Below are 21,609 nucleotides of genomic sequence, written 5' to 3'. Positions count from 1 at the left end.
TGTAATAACTAATTTTTTTGGATTAGGATCCAGTACTGATAGTACTCGAAGACGAATAAATGCTCGTTATATTTCGCACTATAGCGTTGTTGGCTGCACTCGGTTACCCGAATCACATACTTTATGTATGCTCATCGGGCACCCTCACTTGCCGCCTAGCTACAGTCCGAACTATTTAGAGCATTATGATAGTGAACATTAGAGCATTATGATAGTGAACAGATAATCTCGTTATATTTCGCACTATAGCGTTGTTGGCTTCACTCGGTTACCCGAATCACATACTTTATGTATGCTCATCGGGTGCCCTCAATTGCCGCCTAGCTACAGTTCGAACTATTTAGAGCTAAGGTTATGCAAAAAAACATAGTTTGTTTGTTATTTGTACTGAATGAAATTGATTAGGTAAAACTACTCGAACCAAATATTAAAAGGGCTTGCTAACGGGTAGGTCCACTTTGAGGAACAGAAATGATTAATAGTACATTAGATAATCAGTTCGATAATTCATTGGTTTCTAACGCTTTTGGTTTTATGCGTTTCCCTCTGAATTTTCAGCCATACAGCTCAGATGCTGATTGGGTCATTACTGGTGTGCCATTTGATATGGCAACTTCAGGACGCGCGGGGAGCCGTCATGGTCCTGCTGCTATCCGTCAAGTTTCCACCAATCTTGCTTGGGAAGAGAAACGTTGGCCGTGGGATTTTTCTGTAACAGATTATTTGAAAGTGGCAGACTGCGGTGATGTAGTATTTGCATTTGGTGATGCACAAGATATGTGTAATAAACTGCAAGCACATATCGAAAAATTACTGGAATCAGGTAAACAATGCTTAACATTTGGTGGTGACCACTTTGTTACTCTACCTTTGTTACGTGCTCATGCTAAACACTTTGGTAAAATGGCATTAGTCCACTTTGATGCACATACCGATACTTACGGCAACGGTAGCAAATTTGACCACGGAACTATGTTTTTTCATGCACCGAATGAAGGTCTGATTGATCCAAAGCATTCTGTTCAAATTGGTATTCGTACAGAACATGATACTGATAATGGTTTCACTGTACTGGATGCTGCTCAGGTTAACGATCGTGGCGTTGAAGACATGATTGCACAAATCAAGCAAATCGTCGGTGATATGCCTGTTTATCTGACATTTGATATAGATTGCCTTGATCCTGCATTTGCACCGGGAACTGGAACGCCAGTTATTGGTGGGTTGACTACCGACAGAGCACTAAAATTGTTGCGTGGCATACAATCATTGAATATCGTTGGAATGGATTTAGTGGAAGTTGCACCAGCTTATGACCAATCTGAAATTACAGCGTTGGCAGCTGCAACTATCGCATTAGAAATGTTATACATTCAAGCAGCTAAAAAAATAGCAAAATAATATTATTTATAACGTAAAGGCCGTCTTAATCCGATGGCCTTTGTTTTAAATATCTTCTGATGTCCTGCCTATTAGTACAATTAATCTACCAAATAAAATAAATCGCACTTTTTGCTTGTTTATATCACCTTAATTATTAACGTTAAATTCTTCTCATTCCGCTCAGATACTGTTTTTCTATCGTGATTAAACAGAGATTAAAATTAATTTAGTTTAATGTTTCATTTTAATTAATAATTATGGTTTAAAATTATTATTTTGTAACTTGTTGTCATTATTGTTAACTTATTATTAAGTATTAATCAGCCGTTTTGGCTATCGCTCAGGTGGAGAGAGAGATGAGATTAAAGAATAAAGTGATTTTAGTGACTGGTGCTGCACAGGGTATTGGCCGTGGTATTGCCTTACGTTTGGCTAAAGAGGGTGCGGATATTGCGTTAGTCGATCTGAATAAAGACAAACTCAGTGATGTAGCTAAAGAAATTGAAGCACTAGGCCGTAAAGTGACAACATTTACCGCCGACATCAGTCAACGAGATGAGGTTTTTGCTGCGGTTGCTCATGCAGAGGCACAACTAGGTGGTTTTGATGTGATGATCAACAACGCAGGGATTGCGCAAGTAAAACCTATCACAGATGTTCGCCAAGAAGATATGGATTTGATTTTTAGAATTAATGTCGATGGCACCCTGTGGGGGATCCAAGCGGCTAGTGAAAAATTCATACAGCGAAAGCAAAAAGGTAAAATCATTAACGCATCCTCGATTGCGGGTCATGATGGTTTTGCGATGCTTGGCGTTTACTCAGCAACTAAATTTGCTGTCCGTGCATTAACCCAAGCTGCTGCAAAAGAGTACGCAAGCGCAGGTATTACTGTCAACTCCTATTGCCCAGGTATTGTTGGGACAGATATGTGGGTTGAGATTGATGAACGCTTCTCTGAGATCACCGGAACACCAAAAGGTGAAACCTATAAAAAATATGTTGAAGGGATTGCATTAGGACGTGCGCAGACACCAGAAGATGTTGCGGGTCTGGTTACATTCTTAGCTAGTGATGATTCAGACTATATTACAGGGCAATCAATCTTAACGGATGGCGGTATAGTTTACCGTTAATTAAGACGAATATTTATTTTGGTTAATGTTAATAGCCGTATCAAATAGATAAGATACGGCTATATTATTGCAGGCTATCTTTAATAATATGTATGTGTGATATCTGATATCGATATACTAAATTTATTGTTAATCATTATCGCGAAATTAACGATTGCAAAATAGCGTTGGCTTGTGTCCAAAGTAATGAACCGCCTTCATCGGCGAATAAATGGTATTCACAATTAGGGAAGCGTTTTGCCAGTGTTTGGCCAAAATCGGGTGAATGAACCGAGCTGACATCTAATTTGCCATACCATAGAGAAACTGGGCAGTGAATATCTTCAGGATCAAATTGCCAAGGTTGAAGTGTGATCAATAAATCTTGTATATAACCTTGATTACCTTGGTTAAATGCATGTTCCATACATTGGCTGTATGCAGGAAGAAAGCTATCTTCGCTATAAATATTTTGGTCAACTTCAGCACTACAATTAAGAATAAAAGCTAATAACCATTGAGATGTGACATTTCTAAGTAGCCAATCAGATAAAGCTTCAGGGGTATTAATTGCTTGCTCTTGCATATTAATGATATCAGATCTAAGTAACGCCTTAGTGGCCGGATATTCAAATTGGTCTTGACCCGAAACAAGCGAAAGGGAAACCGGTGCAGCATAATGGGCCAATGCCATTGCAAAGACCGCCCCTTGTGAAAAACCGATTACTGAAAAGTCTTGAATGTGCTGAGCGGCTAATAAGAGTTGAATTTCATCAGCAAAACTTTTCAGTGATTTTTGTGGATCTTGTGTTGAATAGCCTAATCCTGCTCGTTCAGGAACAATAAGACGAAGGTTAAGAGCTTCAAGCAAATCAATGCCGAACCCTAGGGAGCCACTCATACCTGCACCTGTGCAGAAGATAACAGGGAAACCTTTTTTAGGGCCAGACTCATACCAAGACAAATTACGTCCATCTGGAAGACTCATCGATAGTTGTCGTGTATTCGTGAGTTTATTTTTATACATTGTACATTCCTAAAAATGGGATAACACACTTTCATCACGATGAGTTTTATTTTCTAAATGTCGCGAAAAATGTAAGTCTTATCATTTATCCAAATGATAAGTTGATAGTAGCGATTTTAAATTAATAAAGAAGTAAAATGCAAAATCTAATCTTCATAATAGTAATATTTTATAGATAAAGGTGGTGCTATGGCATTCTCAGAATCTGAAAAGCAAATTTTATTAGCCGTAAAAGGGGTAGGTCCCATGGTTATTAGCCGTCTTGAGCAAATGGGATTTAGTTCATTGCAACAGCTGAGTGAGGCTTCGTATGATGAGATTTTAATCTCAGGCGCAGCATTAACAGGCTCAAGTTGTTGGAAAAATAGCCCTCAAGCTAAAAAAGCGGTAGAAGGTGCTATTGCAGCAGCTAAGCTTTCCGCTAATTAGTTTTATTTTTTGACACTTAATCTCTGGTTTTCCATTTTTTACTGCGCAAAATGTTAAGCACTTGGACTGCCATCGAGAAGAACATAGCAAAATAAATGTAGCCCTTAGAAACATGAACTTGTACGCTTTCTAATATCAACGTAAAACCAACTAAAATTAAAAATGATAATGCCAATATTTTAATAGAAGGGTAGCGATCGACAAAATCCCCAATTGATTTGGCGGCAAACATCATAATTAAAACCGAAATGATCACTGCGGCCATCATGATGAATAGATGGTCAGACAACCCAACGGCAGTGATGACGGAGTCTAAACTAAAAATAATATCGAGCAGCGCAATTTGGAAAATAGCCGCCCAAAATGAGCTTATTGGTTTTTGTATAAAGTTATCTTCTTCTCCTTCGATGGTGTCAAAAATTTCCTGACTAGCCTTCCAGATAAGAAAGATGCCTCCGGCACATAAAATTAAATCACGAGCAGAAACCATGTGTTCTGCGATGGTAAATAATGGTGTTGTTAAACGTGCCAGCCAAGCAATAGAGGCAAGTAAAGCAAGGCGCATTGCCATTGCTGCAATCAGTCCTATGCGTCTAGCGCTGTGCTGTTGATGGGCGGGGAGTTTACTGACGACAATACTTAAAAAAATAATATTATCGATACCTAATACAATTTCGAGAATAGTTAAGGTTGCTAATGCCATCCAAGCATGAGGATCAAGAAGCCACTCAAACATCTTTGTACCTTTAAAATTAAGTATTTTTAAACAGTGATAGCGATATATTATCGTCTGTTTTGGTACAGGCGGTAATTAGATTCGTTAATTTAAATTAAAATGCCTTGCTAATAATGGTGCTGTAAAATCTTTTTTCAAATAAAAACCGCGGGGTAGGGTCAAAATCGGTTGGCCAAATTCACCAATTGCCTCCGTTAATGCTTTGTTATTCGCTGCTTTTGGGCGAATTTGTAGTACCTGACCATGACGCGCTGTAATTGCTTCAACTTTACCTAGCACAATTAGATCCATCAGTTCTTCCCAGTCTTGTCGCAGTAATTGTTCCTCAAGTGGTGATGGGCTCCAAATTAATGGGTTAGCTACCCGTCGTAGTGCTAAGGGAATTTGCCGTTCTCCTTCGATGGGAAACCAAAGAACGCGAGATAGTTTACGCCTTACATGACTATTTTCCCATGTTAAACCGCTATTTCCTGTTAAAGGAGCGACAGAAACAAACGTCGTTTCAAGTGGAATGCCTTGGCTGTCAATGGGAATTGTTTTTAGTTCAATGCCAATATTGGCAAAGTCTTGTTCTGCTTTACTGCCCGCCGTCGCTCCTAAAAAATATTCAATGAGCATACCAACCCAGCCTTTATCGCGCTTTAAATTAGGTGGGATAGGAAGCCCTGCCATTTGAGCTAATTCTCCTAATGTATATCCAGCAAGCGCTCGCGCTCTATCCATTAGGATAGATTCATTTTCAGGCGGTAGTGGTGACGTAAATTGCATAATATTTTTAAGTGTTATGTTTTAGGGATAGTTATTTTTTGTGAATCATTTTTGTATGAAAATTAATCAAAAATAATTAACGATGTGGATAGAGTATAACACTTTTTCATTATTATTTTTAATGGCATGATTTATATGAATATAATCTTTATTTTGTTAATGAAAATTTTATTATTTTTCGGGTTATTCAACTTCATCCCGAGATAATCACAGGGTCATGCACTAGGTTATCCACAGGATTTCTGGATAACTGTCAAAAGCAGTGATTACTGTGTGCATTTACAGGCTTGACGGATGCGGTTATTTGAACTTTGTCACATAATTTGATTAAGTTAAACCCATTAGTTGTGGATAAATCAGACATTGTTTGATCTTTGTTCAGTTCAAGTCTTGGAGAAAATTCAGGATAAAACTAACAGTGGATAAAAAAGATTTTTTTGTTATATCTTATTGAATTTTAATTATTAATTTTATTATTTGTATCTGTACTAAAAATAGAGGATTGGGATATACCCTGATTACTATCTGGTTGTTAACATAGATATCCACAGAAAAAGTGAATAACATCCTTGTTACGCTCTTTTATTGTTTATAACTATTGCTATTTCTGTTAATTATCCTCAGAGGGCTTAAACCATGCTGATTTAAAGTCAAACCAGCCAAAAGTATTCATTCTCACGCCCCGCATTGTGCGTTGACCTTGAAGTTCTAGCCAGTGATGAAAAATAGGGTGAAAAACGTGCGTATCAATTAAGCTTTTACACCATGATTCAATATCCAATTTTTTGTTACGCCATTGGTTTAGTTCATTTTCTAATGTTTCCCCAAGGCACTTACGTAACAAGGGCATTTCATACAAAGTCGCAAAAATGGAAAACTCAAGTGGCTTGAAAAAATTAGCGGTTGTCAGCCAGATATCACTATCAGCATTACCATTGAACCAATCATTATAATCGATGATGTTAATTTTGAGTTCGACGCCTTGAGTGTACAAAACTCGCTTCATTATTTGGCTGATCGCAATAAATTCATGATGATGGCTATAAAACGTAACGGTAAGCTCGGTTAAATCGGTAGGTTTAGGAAGGGCCGTGAGCATTTTACTGTGATGCCAATGCAGTAGTAATCCATAAGCTGGAGCCCAGTGACGTTGATAATAAGGCTCACAGTGCGCCAATAAATTTACTGGAGTTAAAAAACTACATAACCATTGGCGAATATCCTCTCGTGGAAATAATTTAGAACGTTTATCCATGAGTAAAAAATAACAACCTTCTTCCATGCGACTTTCTAACGAATTATTATTGTTTTTATCACTATCCATTTTTAATGTGGAACAAACCATTTGTTCTGCAAGTTCAGGCACAACCCAAATAGTGACTTCATCGAGTAAGGCGCGGTAGCCAAAATAGCGGTCAAAGGCGGTGATCGACAACTTTTGAGGGAGATTTTTTTCGACTTGATAAGGCCCTGTACCAATGGGATATTGACTGAAGTTCTCTATACTTTCCCATTCTTTTGGCAAAATAGCAGCGTGGGGGCTACCTAATAGCCAAAGAAATTGTTTATCAGGCTGACTCAGTTTGATATCAATGACATAAGGTTGTGGGGAAGTCACTGATTCAATATGTGAAAACAACGGCCAACCGTTTTTCAAACGTAGCAATGAGTGGATAACATCATCGACTAGCATTTCACGACCATGATGAAAGTAGATAGCAGGACGTAAATAAAAACGCCATTCACTGTCATTATGATTTTGCCAATGATGCGCTAAGCCATCTTCAACTTCCCCTTTTTCCTCATTTATATGAATTAAACCATTAAAAATTTGGCTGATTAAATGAATTTCAGAGCGTCTAATCGGTATTCCAGGCAGTAAAATAGGGAAATCACGATAATAAATAATACGCAGCAGGTTTTTACCTTGTCGATAACTACGCTCTAACTCAGATAAAACCAGTTGACGAATAGTCTCTTTATCGCCGACTAATGCAACTAATTTATCAATACTTTCATCTTTTAATAAACGTTCTGCTTGGGCTTGTTGTAGTTCTAATCCATTGACATGAAAAAGTAATGCTGAGCGTTTTCCTCGCCCCGATTCCGCTTGCCAGCTCAGCCAGCCTTGTCGCTGCATATTATTAAGCAAGGTACGAACATGGCGCCTAGAGCAAAATAAAGTGTCCGCAATATGCTGCAATGTGGTCTCACTATTTTGCCCCTGAAAATTTTGCCAAAGGCGAATAAATTGTGTCTGTAAACGTGGGCTAGACATAAAAGAGGAACTCCGACAAGTATTACATCAATATTAATTTCCTAGAATCGGGTGATAATAGGTTCCAGTAAGTAGCTCGATTGGTCTACAACTTGTAGGCAACTCCCCCTTTATGAGTAATGGTATATATTACCAAGCCGGCGATAGCCGGTTTTTTTTATTCCCCGTTATATTTCAAGCTACAGCTGTGTTGGCTTCATAAAGCCATCCCAAATCACATACTCCAGTATGCTCATTGGGATGACTTTACTTGCCGCCTTGCTGTAACTTGAACTATTTAGGGGATAAGTTTCGTATTATTTGTTTTTTGTTTTTGTTAGGTAGGGACAATTATACACGAAGAAATTAATGAGGAAGTGATTGTTGAGTTGGGAATATCTAAATCGTGATTAATTCCGCATTTTTGAAGCGAAAACGCAATTAACTACGTAATAGCTAGGTATTATAGGGAAGTAAAAAGCGTCCATTGAGTATGAACGCTTATATTTGGGATGTATTAATTCATAAAAGTAGGGATCTTCTGCTCATATTCTTTAATCTGTTCGACATGTTGCAGAGTCAAACCAATGCTATCTAAACCATTCATCATGCAGTGGCGGCGGAAGCTATCAATTTCAAAATGATAGGTTTTATCACCGGCGGTGACAGTTTGTGCTTCCAAATCAACGGTGAACTGGCAACCTTCATGGTGGTTGACATAATTGAACATTTCATCAACTTGTTGCTCGTTTAATTTAATCGGCAATAATTGATTATTAAATGAGTTACCATAGAAAATATCAGCAAAACTGGGTGCAATAACGACTTGAATCCCAAAATCGGTTAAAGCCCAAGGCGCATGTTCGCGAGAGGAGCCACAACCAAAGTTTTCACGGGCTAATAAAATACTCGCGCCTTTGAAAACTGGTTTATTCAGTACAAAATCAGGGTTAGGTTTTTGACCTGCTTCATCAAGAAAACGCCAGTCATTAAACAGGTGTTGACCAAAACCGGTACGGGTAACTTTTTGTAAAAATTGCTTTGGAATAATCGCATCAGTATCAACGTTAGCTGCGTCTAAAGGAACCACAATGCCGACATGGGTAATTAACTTTTCCATTATTTATCTCCTTTAAACCTGAATATCACGAACGTCAGCAAAATGGCCATTAATAGCTGCCGCGGCTGCCATTGCAGGGCTGACTAAGTGTGTTCGACCAGCGCGGCCTTGTCGACCTTCAAAGTTACGATTACTCGTTGATGCGCAGCGTTCACCCGGATTTAAACGGTCATTATTCATCGCTAAGCACATTGAGCAGCCTGGTAAGCGCCATTCAAAACCTGCATCGATAAATATTTTGTCCAAACCTTCCTGTTCTGCTTGGGCTTTAACAGGGCCTGATCCCGGAACAACTATCGCCTGAACCCCTGATGCGACTTTTTGCCCTTTGGCAATGACCGCAGCGGCACGTAAATCTTCAATACGTGAGTTAGTACATGAACCGATGAAAACTTTATCAATTTTCACGTCAGATAATTTAATACCTGATTCTAATCCCATATAAGCTAATGCTTTTTCTGCTGAAGCACGTTCTACTGGATCGGTAAACGATTCAGGAGCCGGAATCAATTGGTCAATGGCAATCACTTGTCCTGGATTTGTACCCCAAGTAACTTGCGGGGCAATACTATTCGCTTGGATAGTAATGGTTTTATCAAATTGGGCATCATCATCGGTTTTTAACGTTTTCCAGTATGTGATTGCGTCATCCCATAGCTGATCTTTTGGTGCAAATTGACGACCTTTCATATAATTGAAAGTTGTTTCGTCGGGCGCAATAATACCCGCTTTTGCACCTAATTCGATGGCCATGTTACAGACAGTCATACGGCCTTCCATGCTTAAATTTGTAATCGCTTCACCACAAAATTCAACAATATAGCCCGTACCACCTGCACTACCTGTTGTCCCAATGATCGCCAGAACAATATCTTTCGCGGTAATGCCAACCGCGGTTTTACCGACAACTTCAATTTTCATTGTTTTAGCACGCGCTTGTTTCAGCGTTTGCGTTGCCATTACGTGCTCGACTTCAGAAGTGCCGATACCAAATGCTAATGAGCCGAATGCACCGTGCGTTGCTGTGTGGGAATCACCACAGACAATTGTCATACCCGGCAAAGTGATACCTTGTTCCGGCCCCATAACATGCACAATACCTTGAAATTCATGATTTAAATCATATAAGGTAACACCGAATTCTTGGCAGTTTTTCATCAACTCTTGCATTTGAATACGTGCCATATCACCACATGCATTAATATCTTTAGTTTGCGTCGATACGTTATGATCCATGGTGGCAAAAGTCTTGCCCGGTTGATGTAATGGACGATTTTTAGTTCTTAACCCATCAAATGCCTGAGGGGATGTAACTTCATGAACCAAATGACGGTCGATATAAATCAGTGGAATTTCATTATCAACTTCACGAATAACGTGGGCATCATATAATTTCTGATATAAAGTTTTGGCCATGTTACACCTCTTCTGCAATATAGCGGGCAATGATATCACCCATTTCACTGGTACTGATTGAAACACCATCTCCCGCTAAATCACCGGTGCGATAGCCATTCTCTAAAGCTTTATTTACCGCTCTTTCAATTGCATCAGCAGCATCTGTTTGATTTAAACTAAATCTTAATAACATGGATGCAGATAAAATTTGTGCAATAGGGTTAGCGATGTTTTTGCCTGCAATATCCGGTGCTGAGCCACCTGCGGGTTCATACAAACCGAAACCGTCAGCATTTAAACTTGCAGAAGGTAACATTCCCATAGAACCTGTGATCATGGCGCACTCATCTGAAATAATGTCACCAAATAAGTTTGAACATAAAACCACGTCAAACTGAGAAGGTGCTTTAATCATTTGCATTGCTGCGTTGTCGATATACATATGATTAACTTCAACATCTGGATATTCTTTTGCGATTGTATTAACAACTTCGCGCCATAAAACCGAGCTTTGTAATACGTTTGCTTTATCAATTGAGGTAACTTTATTGCTGCGTTTGCGAGCTGATTCAAAGGCAATACGTGCAATACGTTCAATTTCATAGCGATGATAAATTTCAGTATCAAAAGCATATTCATCGTCACCTTCGCCTTTACGACCTTTCGGTTGTCCGAAATAGATCCCGCCAGTTAATTCACGAACACAAAGGATATCAAAACCTTGTGCAGCAATGTCGGCGCGCAATGGACAAAATGCTTCCAACGCTTTATATAGACGAGCAGGGCGCAGGTTACTAAATAATTTAAAATGTTTACGTAAAGGCAATAATGCGCCACGTTCTGGCTGGCTATCTGGGGGTAAATGTTCCCATTTAGGACCACCTACTGAACCAAACAATACTGCATCGGCGTTTTCGCAACCTGTTACTGTTTCTTCTGGTAAAGGTTTGCCATGGCGGTCGATAGCGGCTCCGCCAACATCATATTCTTTCGTTTCAATAGATATAGCAAAACGCTTGCTAATAGCATCTAGTACTTTGCTCGCTTGTGCCATAACTTCAGGACCAATTCCATCTCCCGGTAATACGGCGATTTGATAGCTCTTAGACATTGTTAAACAGCTTCCTTTGTAATTGATTGTGATTCTTGTTGGTTTATTTTTTGTTTTTGTTTTTCGACTTGTTCTGAGCGCCAGATACTATTTAATACATGTACCATCGCTTTTGCTGAAGATTCAACGATATCTGTTGCTAAACCCATCCCATGGAAACGACGGTTAAAGCATTCTACAACGATATCTACTTGACCTAATGCATTCTCACCGTGGCCTTTGGCAGACAATTGATAAGAAACTAATTTCATTGGGTAATTGGTTATTTTGCTGATGGCTTGATAAATCGCATCTACAGGACCATTACCGGTAGCCGCTTCGGAGATCTCTTTTTCGCCACAGTGCATTTTAACTGTAGCCGTGGCAACAATACTTGAGCCTGATTGCGTGCTGAAGTAATCCATCACAAAATGGTCAGTTTCATCTTGCTGTTTAGCGAAGAATGCCAAGGCTTCTAAGTCATAGTCAAAAACTTGGCCTTTCTTATCTGCTAAGCTTAAGAATGCAGTATACAATTCATCCAATTTGAAATCTTTGCCTTCGCTGTAGCCCATTTCTTCCATACGATGTTTAACTGCTGCGCGACCTGAGCGTGAAGTTAAATTCAATTGAGCTTCTTTTAAGCCAATGGATTCAGGGGTCATTATTTCGTAAGTTTCACGATTTTTTAACACACCATCTTGGTGGATACCCGATGAGTGAGTAAAGGCGTTACTGCCGACAACTGCTTTATTAGCAGGGATTGGGGTATTACATAATTGGCTAACTAATTGGCTGGTACGGTAAATTTCTTTGTGATTGATATTGGTATGTACGCCTAACATTTGTTCGCGCAATTTAATTGCCATAATCACTTCTTCTAATGCCGTATTACCTGCTCGTTCACCTAAACCGTTAATTGTCCCCTCAACCTGGCGTGCGCCTGCTTGGACTGCGCTAATTGAGTTAGCGACTGACATACCTAAGTCATCATGGCAGTGTACTGAAATAACGGCTTTATCAATATTGGGCACGCGATTAAACAAATCTTTGATAATGCCACCAAATTGATAAGGTGTTGTATAACCAACAGTATCTGGAATATTTACAGTGGTTGCACCTGCTTTAATTGCCGCTTCAACAATGCGGCATAAATGGTCTGGATCAGTACGTCCGGCATCTTCACAAGAAAACTCAACATCATCTGTAAAGCGGCGTGCATGTTTGATAGAGCCTACTGCCATCTCAACAATATCATCAAAAGTTTTGCGTAATTTCTTTTCAACGTGTAAAGCAGATGTCGCTAATACCATATGTAAACGGAAGGCTTCTGCAACTTTTAAAGATTCAGCAGCAACATCGATATCATTGATAACACAACGAGACAGTGCGCAAATACGGCTATTTTTGATTTCACGAGCTATGGTTTGTACAGATTCAAAATCGCCAGGAGAGGAAACAGGGAAACCTGCTTCAATAACATCAACACCGAGGCGCTCCAAAGCAAATGCAATTTGTAATTTTTCTTTAACTGATAAACTTGCCTGTAATGCCTGCTCGCCGTCGCGTAATGTGGTATCGAAGATGATGACTTGGTTGCTCATATTGTGTCCCTCATAGACTGAATATTATTTTTATTGAATCTGGTATGTATCGAGTTTGGTATTTATTTTCCCTTCTAATCCGCAGGCATAAAAAAACCCGCGTTTTGCGCGGGTTTTAATGTTTGTGGACAGTGTCTGTTATTTTCTGTCCATAAGCATACCGCGCATATTGGATGCGAGTAGTAGTAGGCTTAGTAGGCGGATAGAAAATGTCATTTTAACTGTCTCTCACTTAACGTTTAATTAATCTGTATTTATAGATACGTGATCTTAATATTAATGTCAATCTTAGATTTTCATCATAATTTTACAGAACATGAATGACGCCCTTAGCTTAGCGATTGTGACTGATTTTCATAATTTTAATGCTGTTTTCATCTATATTTAACGGTGAAAATAAGGGTAAAATTCTTTTAGTGAAGTAGTACACGTTATGTATTTATTTAATCTATTGATTTTATTGTGTTTTATTTGATTTGGTTCTTTGGGAAGTTGATGAAAGGTCTCTATAGATTAATTTAGGTAATGGCTTCAATTAAGTTAATTATCTAATAAATGAATAATTAAAAATTAATCCGATAATGAGTATGTTTAGCAAGCTAGAAAGATATTTATTATGATTTATTTCTTAAATTGTTTTATTATTTTACAGTGAGTTGTTATGGCTTAAATACGTTATTATAACTCATTACACTGATGAATGTTTTCGTTTTACGATGGTATCTATACTGTGAATCTAATTAATGGATAAAATAATATAAACGTCGTTTTAATAAATGCAGGGAAAGCGAAATAGCTTATCATCGATAAGCTATCTCAAGAATAATATTTAATGAATTTATCAATTCGTCAATGCTGTATTGATGAATTATTTTTTATTAATCAAAAATGATAAATATATTTAGTGGAGTATGAAATGACTGATTTTGAAACGATTTCAACAGCAAAAAAAGAAAGTAGCGATATTCATCTGCGTAATGTTGATTTAAATTTATTAACGGTTTTTGATGTTGTCATGCAAATGCAAAATGTGACAAGAGCAGCACAAGTGTTGGGAATGTCACAACCAGCCGTAAGTAATGCGGTATCACGTTTGAAATCCATGTTTAATGACGAACTATTTGTACGTTATGGCCGAGGAATTCAGCCAACTTCCCGCGCTAAACAACTTTTTGGGCCCGTTAGGCAAGCACTTCAATTAGTTCATAATGAATTACCGGGGGCCGGTTTTGACCCAAAACAAAGTGAAAGAGCATTTAATTTATCAATTTGTTCACCATTAGATATTCGTTTGGCGGCTATTATTGTTGATAAATTTAAAATAGTATCGCCGAATATTAATGTTTTTATTCATTCATTCTTAGATAACAATATTGCTCATCAATTAAAATACCAAGAGATAGATTTTTTTCTTGGCTATAATCAATTCGAAAAATCCGAGTATCAACATAATGTTTTATTTAATGATGAGTTGGTACTTGTGGTGGCAGATAATCATCCTCGAATTGGAAATACTATAACGCAAGATGAATTAATTAATGAAAGGCATGCAATCATGTCAATGGATAATATGGGATCTTTTAGTAAACCTTATTATTATAATACGGAACTATCACATACAGTCAGTTATCAAGGCACTGATTTAAGTAGTGTCTTAAATATTGTCGCCCAAACTGATTTAATGGCAATCGCACCTAAATGGCTTGTTGACCATCATGCAAACCAACTTCAGTTGCGATCAATTGATTTACCTTGGCAAGATAATACGCGCCCATGTTACTTGACGTGGCATGAGTCAACGGCGCGTGACAAAGGTCATCAGTGGATGAAAACACAGTTTTGTCTGATGATTTCCGCACTTTCTGAACAACAATAACGCTGCTTAGATTTGCAATAAGTTACTCATCATGGTGACGATCATGGTGAGTTTTGTAACTGACATAACATTTGCACAAAATTTACATATTATTTCTTTCCTAGGTTCTCTTAAATGGATACACTCCGGATATTCAGCTAACACATGTAAGCTGAAATAATTAGCTGGTTAAGTTATTTGTGAGTGCACCGAATGGCTTAAGTCAATAATGACCTATAGGAAATATACTTTGATTACTGAAAATCTATATCCATACCACTTGGTTAATCGCTTACGTAGCAGAATTGATGCGAAAGAGTCAGCGATCAGGATAGCTTTCAGTCAATGGGATAAAGGAACTCAGAGCGAACTGACTTGGGAAGAAGTGGGCGTACAGACATCCGCTATTGCCCGTCATCTTCTTGCTTTGAATATCGCGACTCAAGAAAATATAGGACTTTTTGCTCAAAACAGCATGAATTGGTCTTTAGTGGATTTGGCTGCTTTACAAATTAGAGCCGTTACCGTTCCGCTATATGCAACGAGTGGGGTTGAACAGTCTGCGTACATTATTAATGATGCAAACATTAAAGTTCTGTTTGTTGGCGCGCAAGAACAATATAGCGTTGCTTGCCAGTTACAGCCTTTATGTCCACAGCTGACGACTATTGTTGTATTAAATGATGATGTTGAACTTATAGATAGTGCGATTACCTCAATGCATTTATCAACATTTATGTCCTTGGCTGAAAATCAATATCAAGCTGAATTTGATGAACGCATCGCAGCGCATAATCTTAGCGATTTATTTACCATCATCTATACATCAGGCACAACAGGTGAACCTAAAGGTGTCATGCTTGATTATTACAACATGGCCGCACAGCTTTACCTTCATGATCATCGACTAAAATTAACGCCTGCTGATATTTCCTTAAGCTTTCTTCCGTTGTCCCATGTTTTTGAACGGGCATGGAGTTTCTATGTCATGCATACTGGGGCATTGAACGTTTTTCTAACTGATACCAATTTAGTTAAAGAAGCTTTACTTGATGTTAAACCGACAGTGATGTGTGCGGTTCCTCGTTTTTATGAAAAAGTGTTCAGCGCAGTACAAAATAAAGTCTCAAAAGCCTCATTATTGCGCAGAACATTATTTCAATGGGCAATATCTGTAGGGAAGAACAAAATTAAAGCCCTTTCTAAGGGGCATTCTCCATCATTACTTAACCGTGCTTTTTACCCCATTGCTGATAAGTTAGTTTTGAGTAAAATTCGCCAAGGTCTCGGTGGGCGGATTCGTTTCATGCCAGCGGCTGGCGCTCGCCTTGATGATGATGTGATAGCTTTTTTCCTTGCGGCTGGCGTGAACATAAAGTACGGCTACGGCATGACTGAAACCTGTGCGACAGTTTCTTGCTGGGAAGAGGGGCAATATCCATTAGGTTCTATTGGGACACCGCTTTCGGCAATTTCTGTCCGTATTGGTAAAGACGATGAAATTCAAGTGAAAGGGCCTGTTGTAATGAAAGGCTATTATAATCGTCCACAGGAAACGCTTGATACTTTTACTGCTGACGGTTGGCTGAAAACAGGGGATGCCGGTAAAATTGATGCAAATGGTAATTTATATATTACTGATAGGCTCAAGGATCTGATGAAAACCTCTAACGGTAAATATATTGCGCCACAGGTTATTGAAGGCGTATTAGGTCAAGATAAATTTATTGAACACATAGCCGTTATTGCGGATGCACGTAAATTTGTTTCTGCATTGATTGTGCCGTGTTATGAAAGTCTTGAAGAGTATGCAAACTCAATTAACTTGAAATATCGCGATCGTCTTGAGTTACTAAAAGATTCGAATATTGTCGCATTATTTGAAAGTCGTTTAAAAGAATTACAAAAAAATGTTGAAAATTTTCATCAAGTGAAACGTTTTACGTTGCTTCCAGTTAACTTCTCTATGGAAAAAGGTGAGCTGACACCAACGCTGAAATTGCGCCGGAAAATCATTTCTGAGCGTTATCAAACTGAAATTGAGTCAATGTATCGAGAGTAATTGCATTATAAAAGCCGGATATCACCACTTATCCGGCTTTTATTTGTGCTATTTTTGGCCTTTTAATAGTGATTTACCCTTCCTTTTACTTGATGTTTAGTCAATAAATCCATTTATTATTAATGATAAAGACAATGTGAAAAATTAACACACTTTGTACAGAAATGATGTTTGCGTCGTTTCAGCCAGAGCGATATGTTAATAGCCTTAATTACTGTGTTTAAATGATAAAAATTAAAGAGGAAATTCATACCTCTGTTAACTTGCAAAACTAGTCTGGAGACAAACTCATGGAGATGTTGTCGGGAGCTGAAATGGTCATCAAGTCTTTGATTGACCAAGGAGTAAAGCACGTGTTTGGTTATCCAGGCGGTGCGGTATTAGATATCTATGATGCACTTCATACTGTTGGTGGCGTAGAACATATTTTAGTGCGCCATGAGCAAGCTGCTGTACATATGGCAGATGGCTATGCTCGTTCAACGGGAGATGTTGGTGTAGTACTGGTCACATCGGGCCCTGGTGCAACAAACGCAATTACCGGTATTGCTACAGCCTACATGGATTCAATTCCATTGGTTATCTTATCTGGGCAGGTTGCAAGTTCTTTAATTGGCAATGATGCATTCCAAGAATGCGATATGGTGGGAATATCTCGACCGATTGTTAAACACAGTTTTTTAATTAAAAGTGCTGAAGAAATCCCTGAAACTATTAAAAAGGCATTTTATATTGCGGCGAGTGGTCGCCCAGGACCTGTGGTTATCGATTTCCCAAAGGATACGGTTAATCCTGCGTTTAAATTTCCTTATCGTTACCCTGAATCTATTTCTTTGCGTTCTTATAACCCGACCTTACAGGGACATAAAGGACAGATCAAAAAAGCGTTATCTAAATTAGTCGCGGCAAAAAAACCGGTATTTTATATTGGTGGCGGTGCGATTAATGCAAGTTGTACTGCTGAAATCATTGAACTAGCGGAAAAATTACAATTACCTGTTGTTTCAACTTTAATGGGACTTGGCGCTTTTCCTGAAACCCATAAGCAGTCCGTCGGTATGTTAGGTATGCATGGTACTTTTGAAGCAAATAAGGTCATGCATAATTCGGATGTGATTTTCGCGGTAGGCGTGCGCTTTGATGATCGCACCACTAACAACCTAGAGAAATACTGCCCAAATGCAACTGTCATTCAAATTGATGTCGACCCAACGTCAATTTCGAAAACAGTTAATGCGGATATTCCGATTGTTGGTGATGCTAAATTAGCATTAAAACAAATGATTGGTCAGTTGGATCAATCGTCGTCTTCACAAGATCTGCAAGCGTTGGCAGATTGGTGGAAAGATATTGAAGATTGGCGTCGCCAAAAGTGTTTGAGCTATGAAACAAATCCAACCAAAGTTAAGCCTCAGCAAGCGATAGAAACTATTTATCGTTTAACGAAGGGGGAGGCCTATGTCACCTCCGATGTTGGTCAACATCAAATGTTTGCCGCACTTTACTATTCTTTTGATAAACCGCGTCGTTGGATTAATTCAGGGGGGTTAGGTACGATGGGGTTTGGACTACCCGCTGCGCTTGGGGTTAAATTAGCACACCCAGAATCAACGGTCATTTGCGTGACGGGCGATGGCAGTATCCAAATGAATATTCAAGAGCTCTCAACCGCATTGCAATATGGTTTGCCAGTGGTAGTGCTTAACTTGAACAACGGTTTTCTTGGCATGGTAAAACAATGGCAAGATATGATTTATCAAGGCCGTCACTCTCAATCTTATATGCAATCTTTGCCTAACTTTATTAAACTTGCCGAGGCTTATGGTCATGTAGGGATTTCAATTCAATCTCCTGATGAGCTTGAGGAAAAACTAAAACAAGCTTTGGTTGAAGTGAACGAAAATCAACGTTTGGTATTTGTTGATGTCAATATTGATGAAACAGAACATGTTTATCCAATGCAAATCCGCGGTGGTGCAATGGATGAAATGTGGTTGAGCAAAACACAGAGGACCTGATCATGCGTCGTATTTTATCCGTACTATTAGAAAATGAATCAGGTGCATTGTCTCGTGTTATTGGCCTGTTTTCTCAACGAGGTTACAATATTGAAAGCCTGACGGTAGCACCGACAGATGATCCAACATTGTCACGAATGACCATCCAAACCAAAGGTGATGCTAAGGTTCTTGAGCAAATTGAAAAGCAATTGCATAAATTGGTCGATGTACTGCGCGTGAGCGAACTAACAGCCTCTGCGCACATTGAGCGTGAGATTATGTTAGTGAAGTTACAAGCTTCAGGTTATGGTCGTGATGAGATAAAACGCTGTGCTGATATTTTTCGTGGACAAATCGTTGATGTGACGCCCACGCTTTATACCGTTCAGCTAGCGGGTACAAGCGATAAACTGGATGCTTTCCTTGAAGCTGTTCGTGGCGTTGCTGAAATTGTTGAAGTTGTCCGCTCAGGGATCGTCGGTGTTTCTCGTGGTGATAAAATTATGCGATGAAAAATTTATCATCCAAAGGTAGAATACAGTTGTGTAAAGCCCCGAATGACTCGGGGCTATCCCCAATATGGTAAAGAGGTTAACGTGAAACTGGATGAAATAGCCCGTTTAGCAGGTGTTTCCCGCACAACGGCTAGTTATGTGATCAATGGCAAAGCCAAGCAGTATCGAGTCAGCGATAAAACTGTTGAAAAAGTGATGGCGGTCGTCAGAGAACACAATTACCATCCAAATGCAGTAGCTGCTGGGTTGCGCGCGGGCCGAACTCGTTCTATTGGGTTAGTTATTCCCGATCTTGAAAATACAAGCTATACCCGCATAGCGAATTACCTTGAAAGACAAGCGCGTCAGCGTGGCTATCAGCTTTTGATTGCTTGTTCAGAAGACCAACCTGATAACGAAATTCGCTGCGTTGAACATCTTCTTCAGCGTCAAGTTGACGCGATTATTGTTTCCACTGCATTGCCTCCTGAACATCCGTTTTATCAGCGCTGGGCCAATCGTTCATTACCTATCATTGCACTTGATAGAGCACTTGAAAAAGAACACTTTATTAGTGTTGTGGGTGATGACCAAGAAGATGGATTTATGATTTCAACTGAGTTGCGTAAATTTCCAGCTGAATCTGTATTGTATCTTGGTGCGTTACCTGAGTTGTCAGTCAGTTATTTACGTGAACAAGGTTTTCGTAATGGATGGAAAGGTGATCCGCGGGAAGTCGATTACATTTATGCTAATAGTTATGAGCGTAATTCAGCTGCTGATGTGTTCGCAAATTGGCTGGATAAAGGCAATGAAATGCCGGATGCATTATTTACGACCTCATTTTCTTTATTACAAGGTGTACTCGATGTTGCCTTGAAGCGCAATGGGCGTTTGCCTGAACATATGGTAATAGCAACCTTTGGCGATAATGAGCTACTTGATTTCTTAGGTTGTCCTGTCCTTTCTCTGGCACAACGTCATCGTGATATTGCTGAGCGCATTTTAGAATTGGTTTTAGCAAGTCTTGATGAGAAACAAAAACCAGAACCGGGTATTACTCGCATTCGTCGAGATTTATGCCGCCGCGGAAGTTTAGGTCGAAAACAATAAAAAAATCGACGTAACTTTGTGCATTCAAAAAAAACACGTTGAATAATTAGTGATGTTGATCACGATTATTAGTAATATATCGGCCCCTACTGAGTAGGGGTCTTTTTTTTTCATGCTAAAAATAGGTAAATATTTAACTTTAGGAATTATCTTAATATGTTTATCTGTAATTTTTTAAAAAAAACTAAATGAATAAATAAATTTAATTTAAGTTTATTTGACTTACGTGAAAAATAAAATAGATAACTAATAATCCATATAATACTGTCTATTAAAACAGTTAGTTAATCAATTGAAATTTATTGAGTTTATTTTTCTGTGTGGTGTTTTTGATTATTATAGTTAATTAAGTGTAGTTAGTTGATACGTTAAATGTTCAGGACCCCGATGAAATAAGCGAATTAAAAATGAGACTTATATAACATTTAGGCTGGTTTGTGTGTTTTTTGAGCGTTTAAATATATTTGGAGTAATTTTAATGGCACTTAATAAATAAGTTAATTATATCAACTTGTTATTTCTTATTTTACGCTCTAATTGAATATTACCCGATTTTATCTTTTCAAAATTGTTCTGTAAATAAAGCTAAAGCTGAGAGCGTCTGGCTTGACAACGTTTTCATACACTTCGTAAACTTTATAAGTGGTGAATTGTGGGGTAAAGTGGGTAGCTAGGAAATTAAGGGGTAAAATCGGGTATGTTTCGTGGGGCTACACTGGTTAATCTCGACAGCAAAGGGCGACTAACCGTGCCGACTCGTTATCGAGGAATGCTGAGCGAGGAATCGAAAGGGCAAATGGTATGCACCATTGACCTTCACCAGCCATGCCTATTGCTATACACCTTACCTGAGTGGGAAATCATTGAAGAAAAACTATCAAAGCTCTCAACAATGAATCCAGCAGAACGACGAGTACAGCGCCTCTTACTTGGTCACGCCAGTGAATGTCAGATAGATAACGCCGGACGTCTTTTGCTAGCTAACACACTGCGTCAACATGCAGGGCTAACAAAAGAGGTCATGCTGGTAGGCCAAATCAATAAGTTTGAACTTTGGGATGAACAAATGTGGTATCAGCAGGTGGAAAATGACATTGCCGCTGAGCGTCTTACGGAAGAGCCACTATCAGCCCGTTTACAGGATTTATCACTTTAATA

Annotated in this window: 18 protein-coding genes; 10 read left to right on the top strand and 8 right to left on the bottom strand. The window is 38.8% G+C overall.

The genetic code is table 11. From position 1 onward, the window contains the following. The 3 genes from ACTH6U_RS14310 to ACTH6U_RS14300 form a co-directional block, all read left to right on the top strand. On the top strand, positions 1-202 hold a 202-nt coding region (locus tag ACTH6U_RS14310; RefSeq protein WP_441832478.1), incomplete at its 5' end, for a hypothetical protein. A 269-nt stretch (positions 203-471) separates the two neighbouring features. Beyond that, complete coding sequence (gene speB, locus ACTH6U_RS14305) at positions 472-1,401, top strand: agmatinase (protein WP_294102583.1); 930 nt, start codon at positions 472-474, stop codon at positions 1,399-1,401. A 338-nt stretch (positions 1,402-1,739) separates the two neighbouring features. Continuing rightward, positions 1,740-2,519: an acetoin reductase gene (locus ACTH6U_RS14300; protein WP_441832477.1), complete on the top strand. Its 780-nt coding sequence runs from the start codon at positions 1,740-1,742 to the stop codon at positions 2,517-2,519. A gap of 136 nt (positions 2,520-2,655) precedes the next feature. Here ACTH6U_RS14300 and ACTH6U_RS14295 read toward each other — a convergent pair whose 3' ends face one another. After that, positions 2,656-3,525, bottom strand: coding sequence for an alpha/beta fold hydrolase (locus tag ACTH6U_RS14295; RefSeq protein WP_294102588.1), 870 nt, complete (start codon positions 3,523-3,525; stop codon positions 2,656-2,658). A gap of 189 nt (positions 3,526-3,714) precedes the next feature. On the opposite strand from ACTH6U_RS14295, the gene ACTH6U_RS14290 reads away from it, so the two are divergent. Next, positions 3,715-3,954 (top strand): helix-hairpin-helix domain-containing protein, encoded by a 240-nt coding sequence (locus ACTH6U_RS14290; RefSeq protein WP_294102591.1) that lies wholly within the window; start codon positions 3,715-3,717, stop codon positions 3,952-3,954. Between the two features lie 16 nt (positions 3,955-3,970). Here ACTH6U_RS14290 and ACTH6U_RS14285 read toward each other — a convergent pair whose 3' ends face one another. The 7 genes from ACTH6U_RS14285 to leuA form a co-directional block, all read right to left on the bottom strand. Next, entirely contained in the window at positions 3,971-4,690 is a 720-nt protein-coding gene (locus ACTH6U_RS14285; RefSeq protein WP_294102592.1) for a TerC family protein, read from the bottom strand. A gap of 84 nt (positions 4,691-4,774) precedes the next feature. Further along, entirely contained in the window at positions 4,775-5,458 is a 684-nt protein-coding gene (gene mutH / locus ACTH6U_RS14280; RefSeq protein ID WP_294102595.1) for a DNA mismatch repair endonuclease MutH, read from the bottom strand. Between the two features lie 610 nt (positions 5,459-6,068). Further along, the gene (gene sgrR, locus ACTH6U_RS14275) at positions 6,069-7,736 is read right to left on the bottom strand and encodes an HTH-type transcriptional regulator SgrR (RefSeq protein ID WP_294102596.1); all 1,668 of its coding nucleotides are present in this window, start codon (positions 7,734-7,736) and stop codon (positions 6,069-6,071) included. 496 nt (positions 7,737-8,232) lie between these two features. Next, the gene (gene leuD / locus ACTH6U_RS14270) at positions 8,233-8,835 is read right to left on the bottom strand and encodes a 3-isopropylmalate dehydratase small subunit (RefSeq protein ID WP_294102598.1); all 603 of its coding nucleotides are present in this window, start codon (positions 8,833-8,835) and stop codon (positions 8,233-8,235) included. 12 nt (positions 8,836-8,847) lie between these two features. Continuing rightward, complete coding sequence (leuC, locus tag ACTH6U_RS14265; RefSeq protein ID WP_294102601.1) at positions 8,848-10,251, bottom strand: 3-isopropylmalate dehydratase large subunit; 1,404 nt, start codon at positions 10,249-10,251, stop codon at positions 8,848-8,850. 1 nt (position 10,252) lies between these two features. Then, complete coding sequence (gene leuB, locus ACTH6U_RS14260) at positions 10,253-11,344, bottom strand: 3-isopropylmalate dehydrogenase (RefSeq protein WP_294102603.1); 1,092 nt, start codon at positions 11,342-11,344, stop codon at positions 10,253-10,255. 2 nt (positions 11,345-11,346) lie between these two features. Next, positions 11,347-12,927 carry a 2-isopropylmalate synthase gene (leuA, locus tag ACTH6U_RS14255; protein ID WP_294102605.1) on the bottom strand — a complete coding sequence of 527 codons (1,581 nt, stop codon included), beginning with the start codon at positions 12,925-12,927 and terminating at the stop codon, positions 11,347-11,349. Positions 12,928-13,843: 916 nt separating this feature from the next. Here leuA and leuO point away from each other — a divergent pair. From leuO to mraZ, 6 genes are all read left to right on the top strand, one after another. Further along, a complete protein-coding gene (leuO, locus tag ACTH6U_RS14250) occupies positions 13,844-14,803 on the top strand; it encodes a transcriptional regulator LeuO (RefSeq protein WP_294102608.1) in 960 nt (319 codons plus the stop codon). Between the two features lie 208 nt (positions 14,804-15,011). Further along, entirely contained in the window at positions 15,012-16,844 is a 1,833-nt protein-coding gene (locus ACTH6U_RS14245) for an AMP-dependent synthetase/ligase (protein WP_441832476.1), read from the top strand. 290 nt (positions 16,845-17,134) lie between these two features. After that, entirely contained in the window at positions 17,135-18,862 is a 1,728-nt protein-coding gene (gene ilvI / locus ACTH6U_RS14240) for an acetolactate synthase 3 large subunit (protein WP_441832475.1), read from the top strand. A gap of 2 nt (positions 18,863-18,864) precedes the next feature. Then, a complete protein-coding gene (gene ilvN, locus ACTH6U_RS14235) occupies positions 18,865-19,356 on the top strand; it encodes an acetolactate synthase small subunit (RefSeq protein ID WP_336428699.1) in 492 nt (163 codons plus the stop codon). Between the two features lie 84 nt (positions 19,357-19,440). Continuing rightward, entirely contained in the window at positions 19,441-20,451 is a 1,011-nt protein-coding gene (cra, locus tag ACTH6U_RS14230; protein ID WP_434719371.1) for a catabolite repressor/activator, read from the top strand. A gap of 697 nt (positions 20,452-21,148) precedes the next feature. Beyond that, positions 21,149-21,607 (top strand): division/cell wall cluster transcriptional repressor MraZ, encoded by a 459-nt coding sequence (mraZ, locus tag ACTH6U_RS14225; RefSeq protein WP_294102614.1) that lies wholly within the window; start codon positions 21,149-21,151, stop codon positions 21,605-21,607. Positions 21,608-21,609: the final 2 nt, after the last annotated feature.

This window comes from Providencia sp. (assembly GCF_052096715.1).
GTDB lineage: Bacteria > Pseudomonadota > Gammaproteobacteria > Enterobacterales > Enterobacteriaceae > Providencia.
This window is presented reverse-complemented; position numbering and strand designations above follow the sequence as displayed.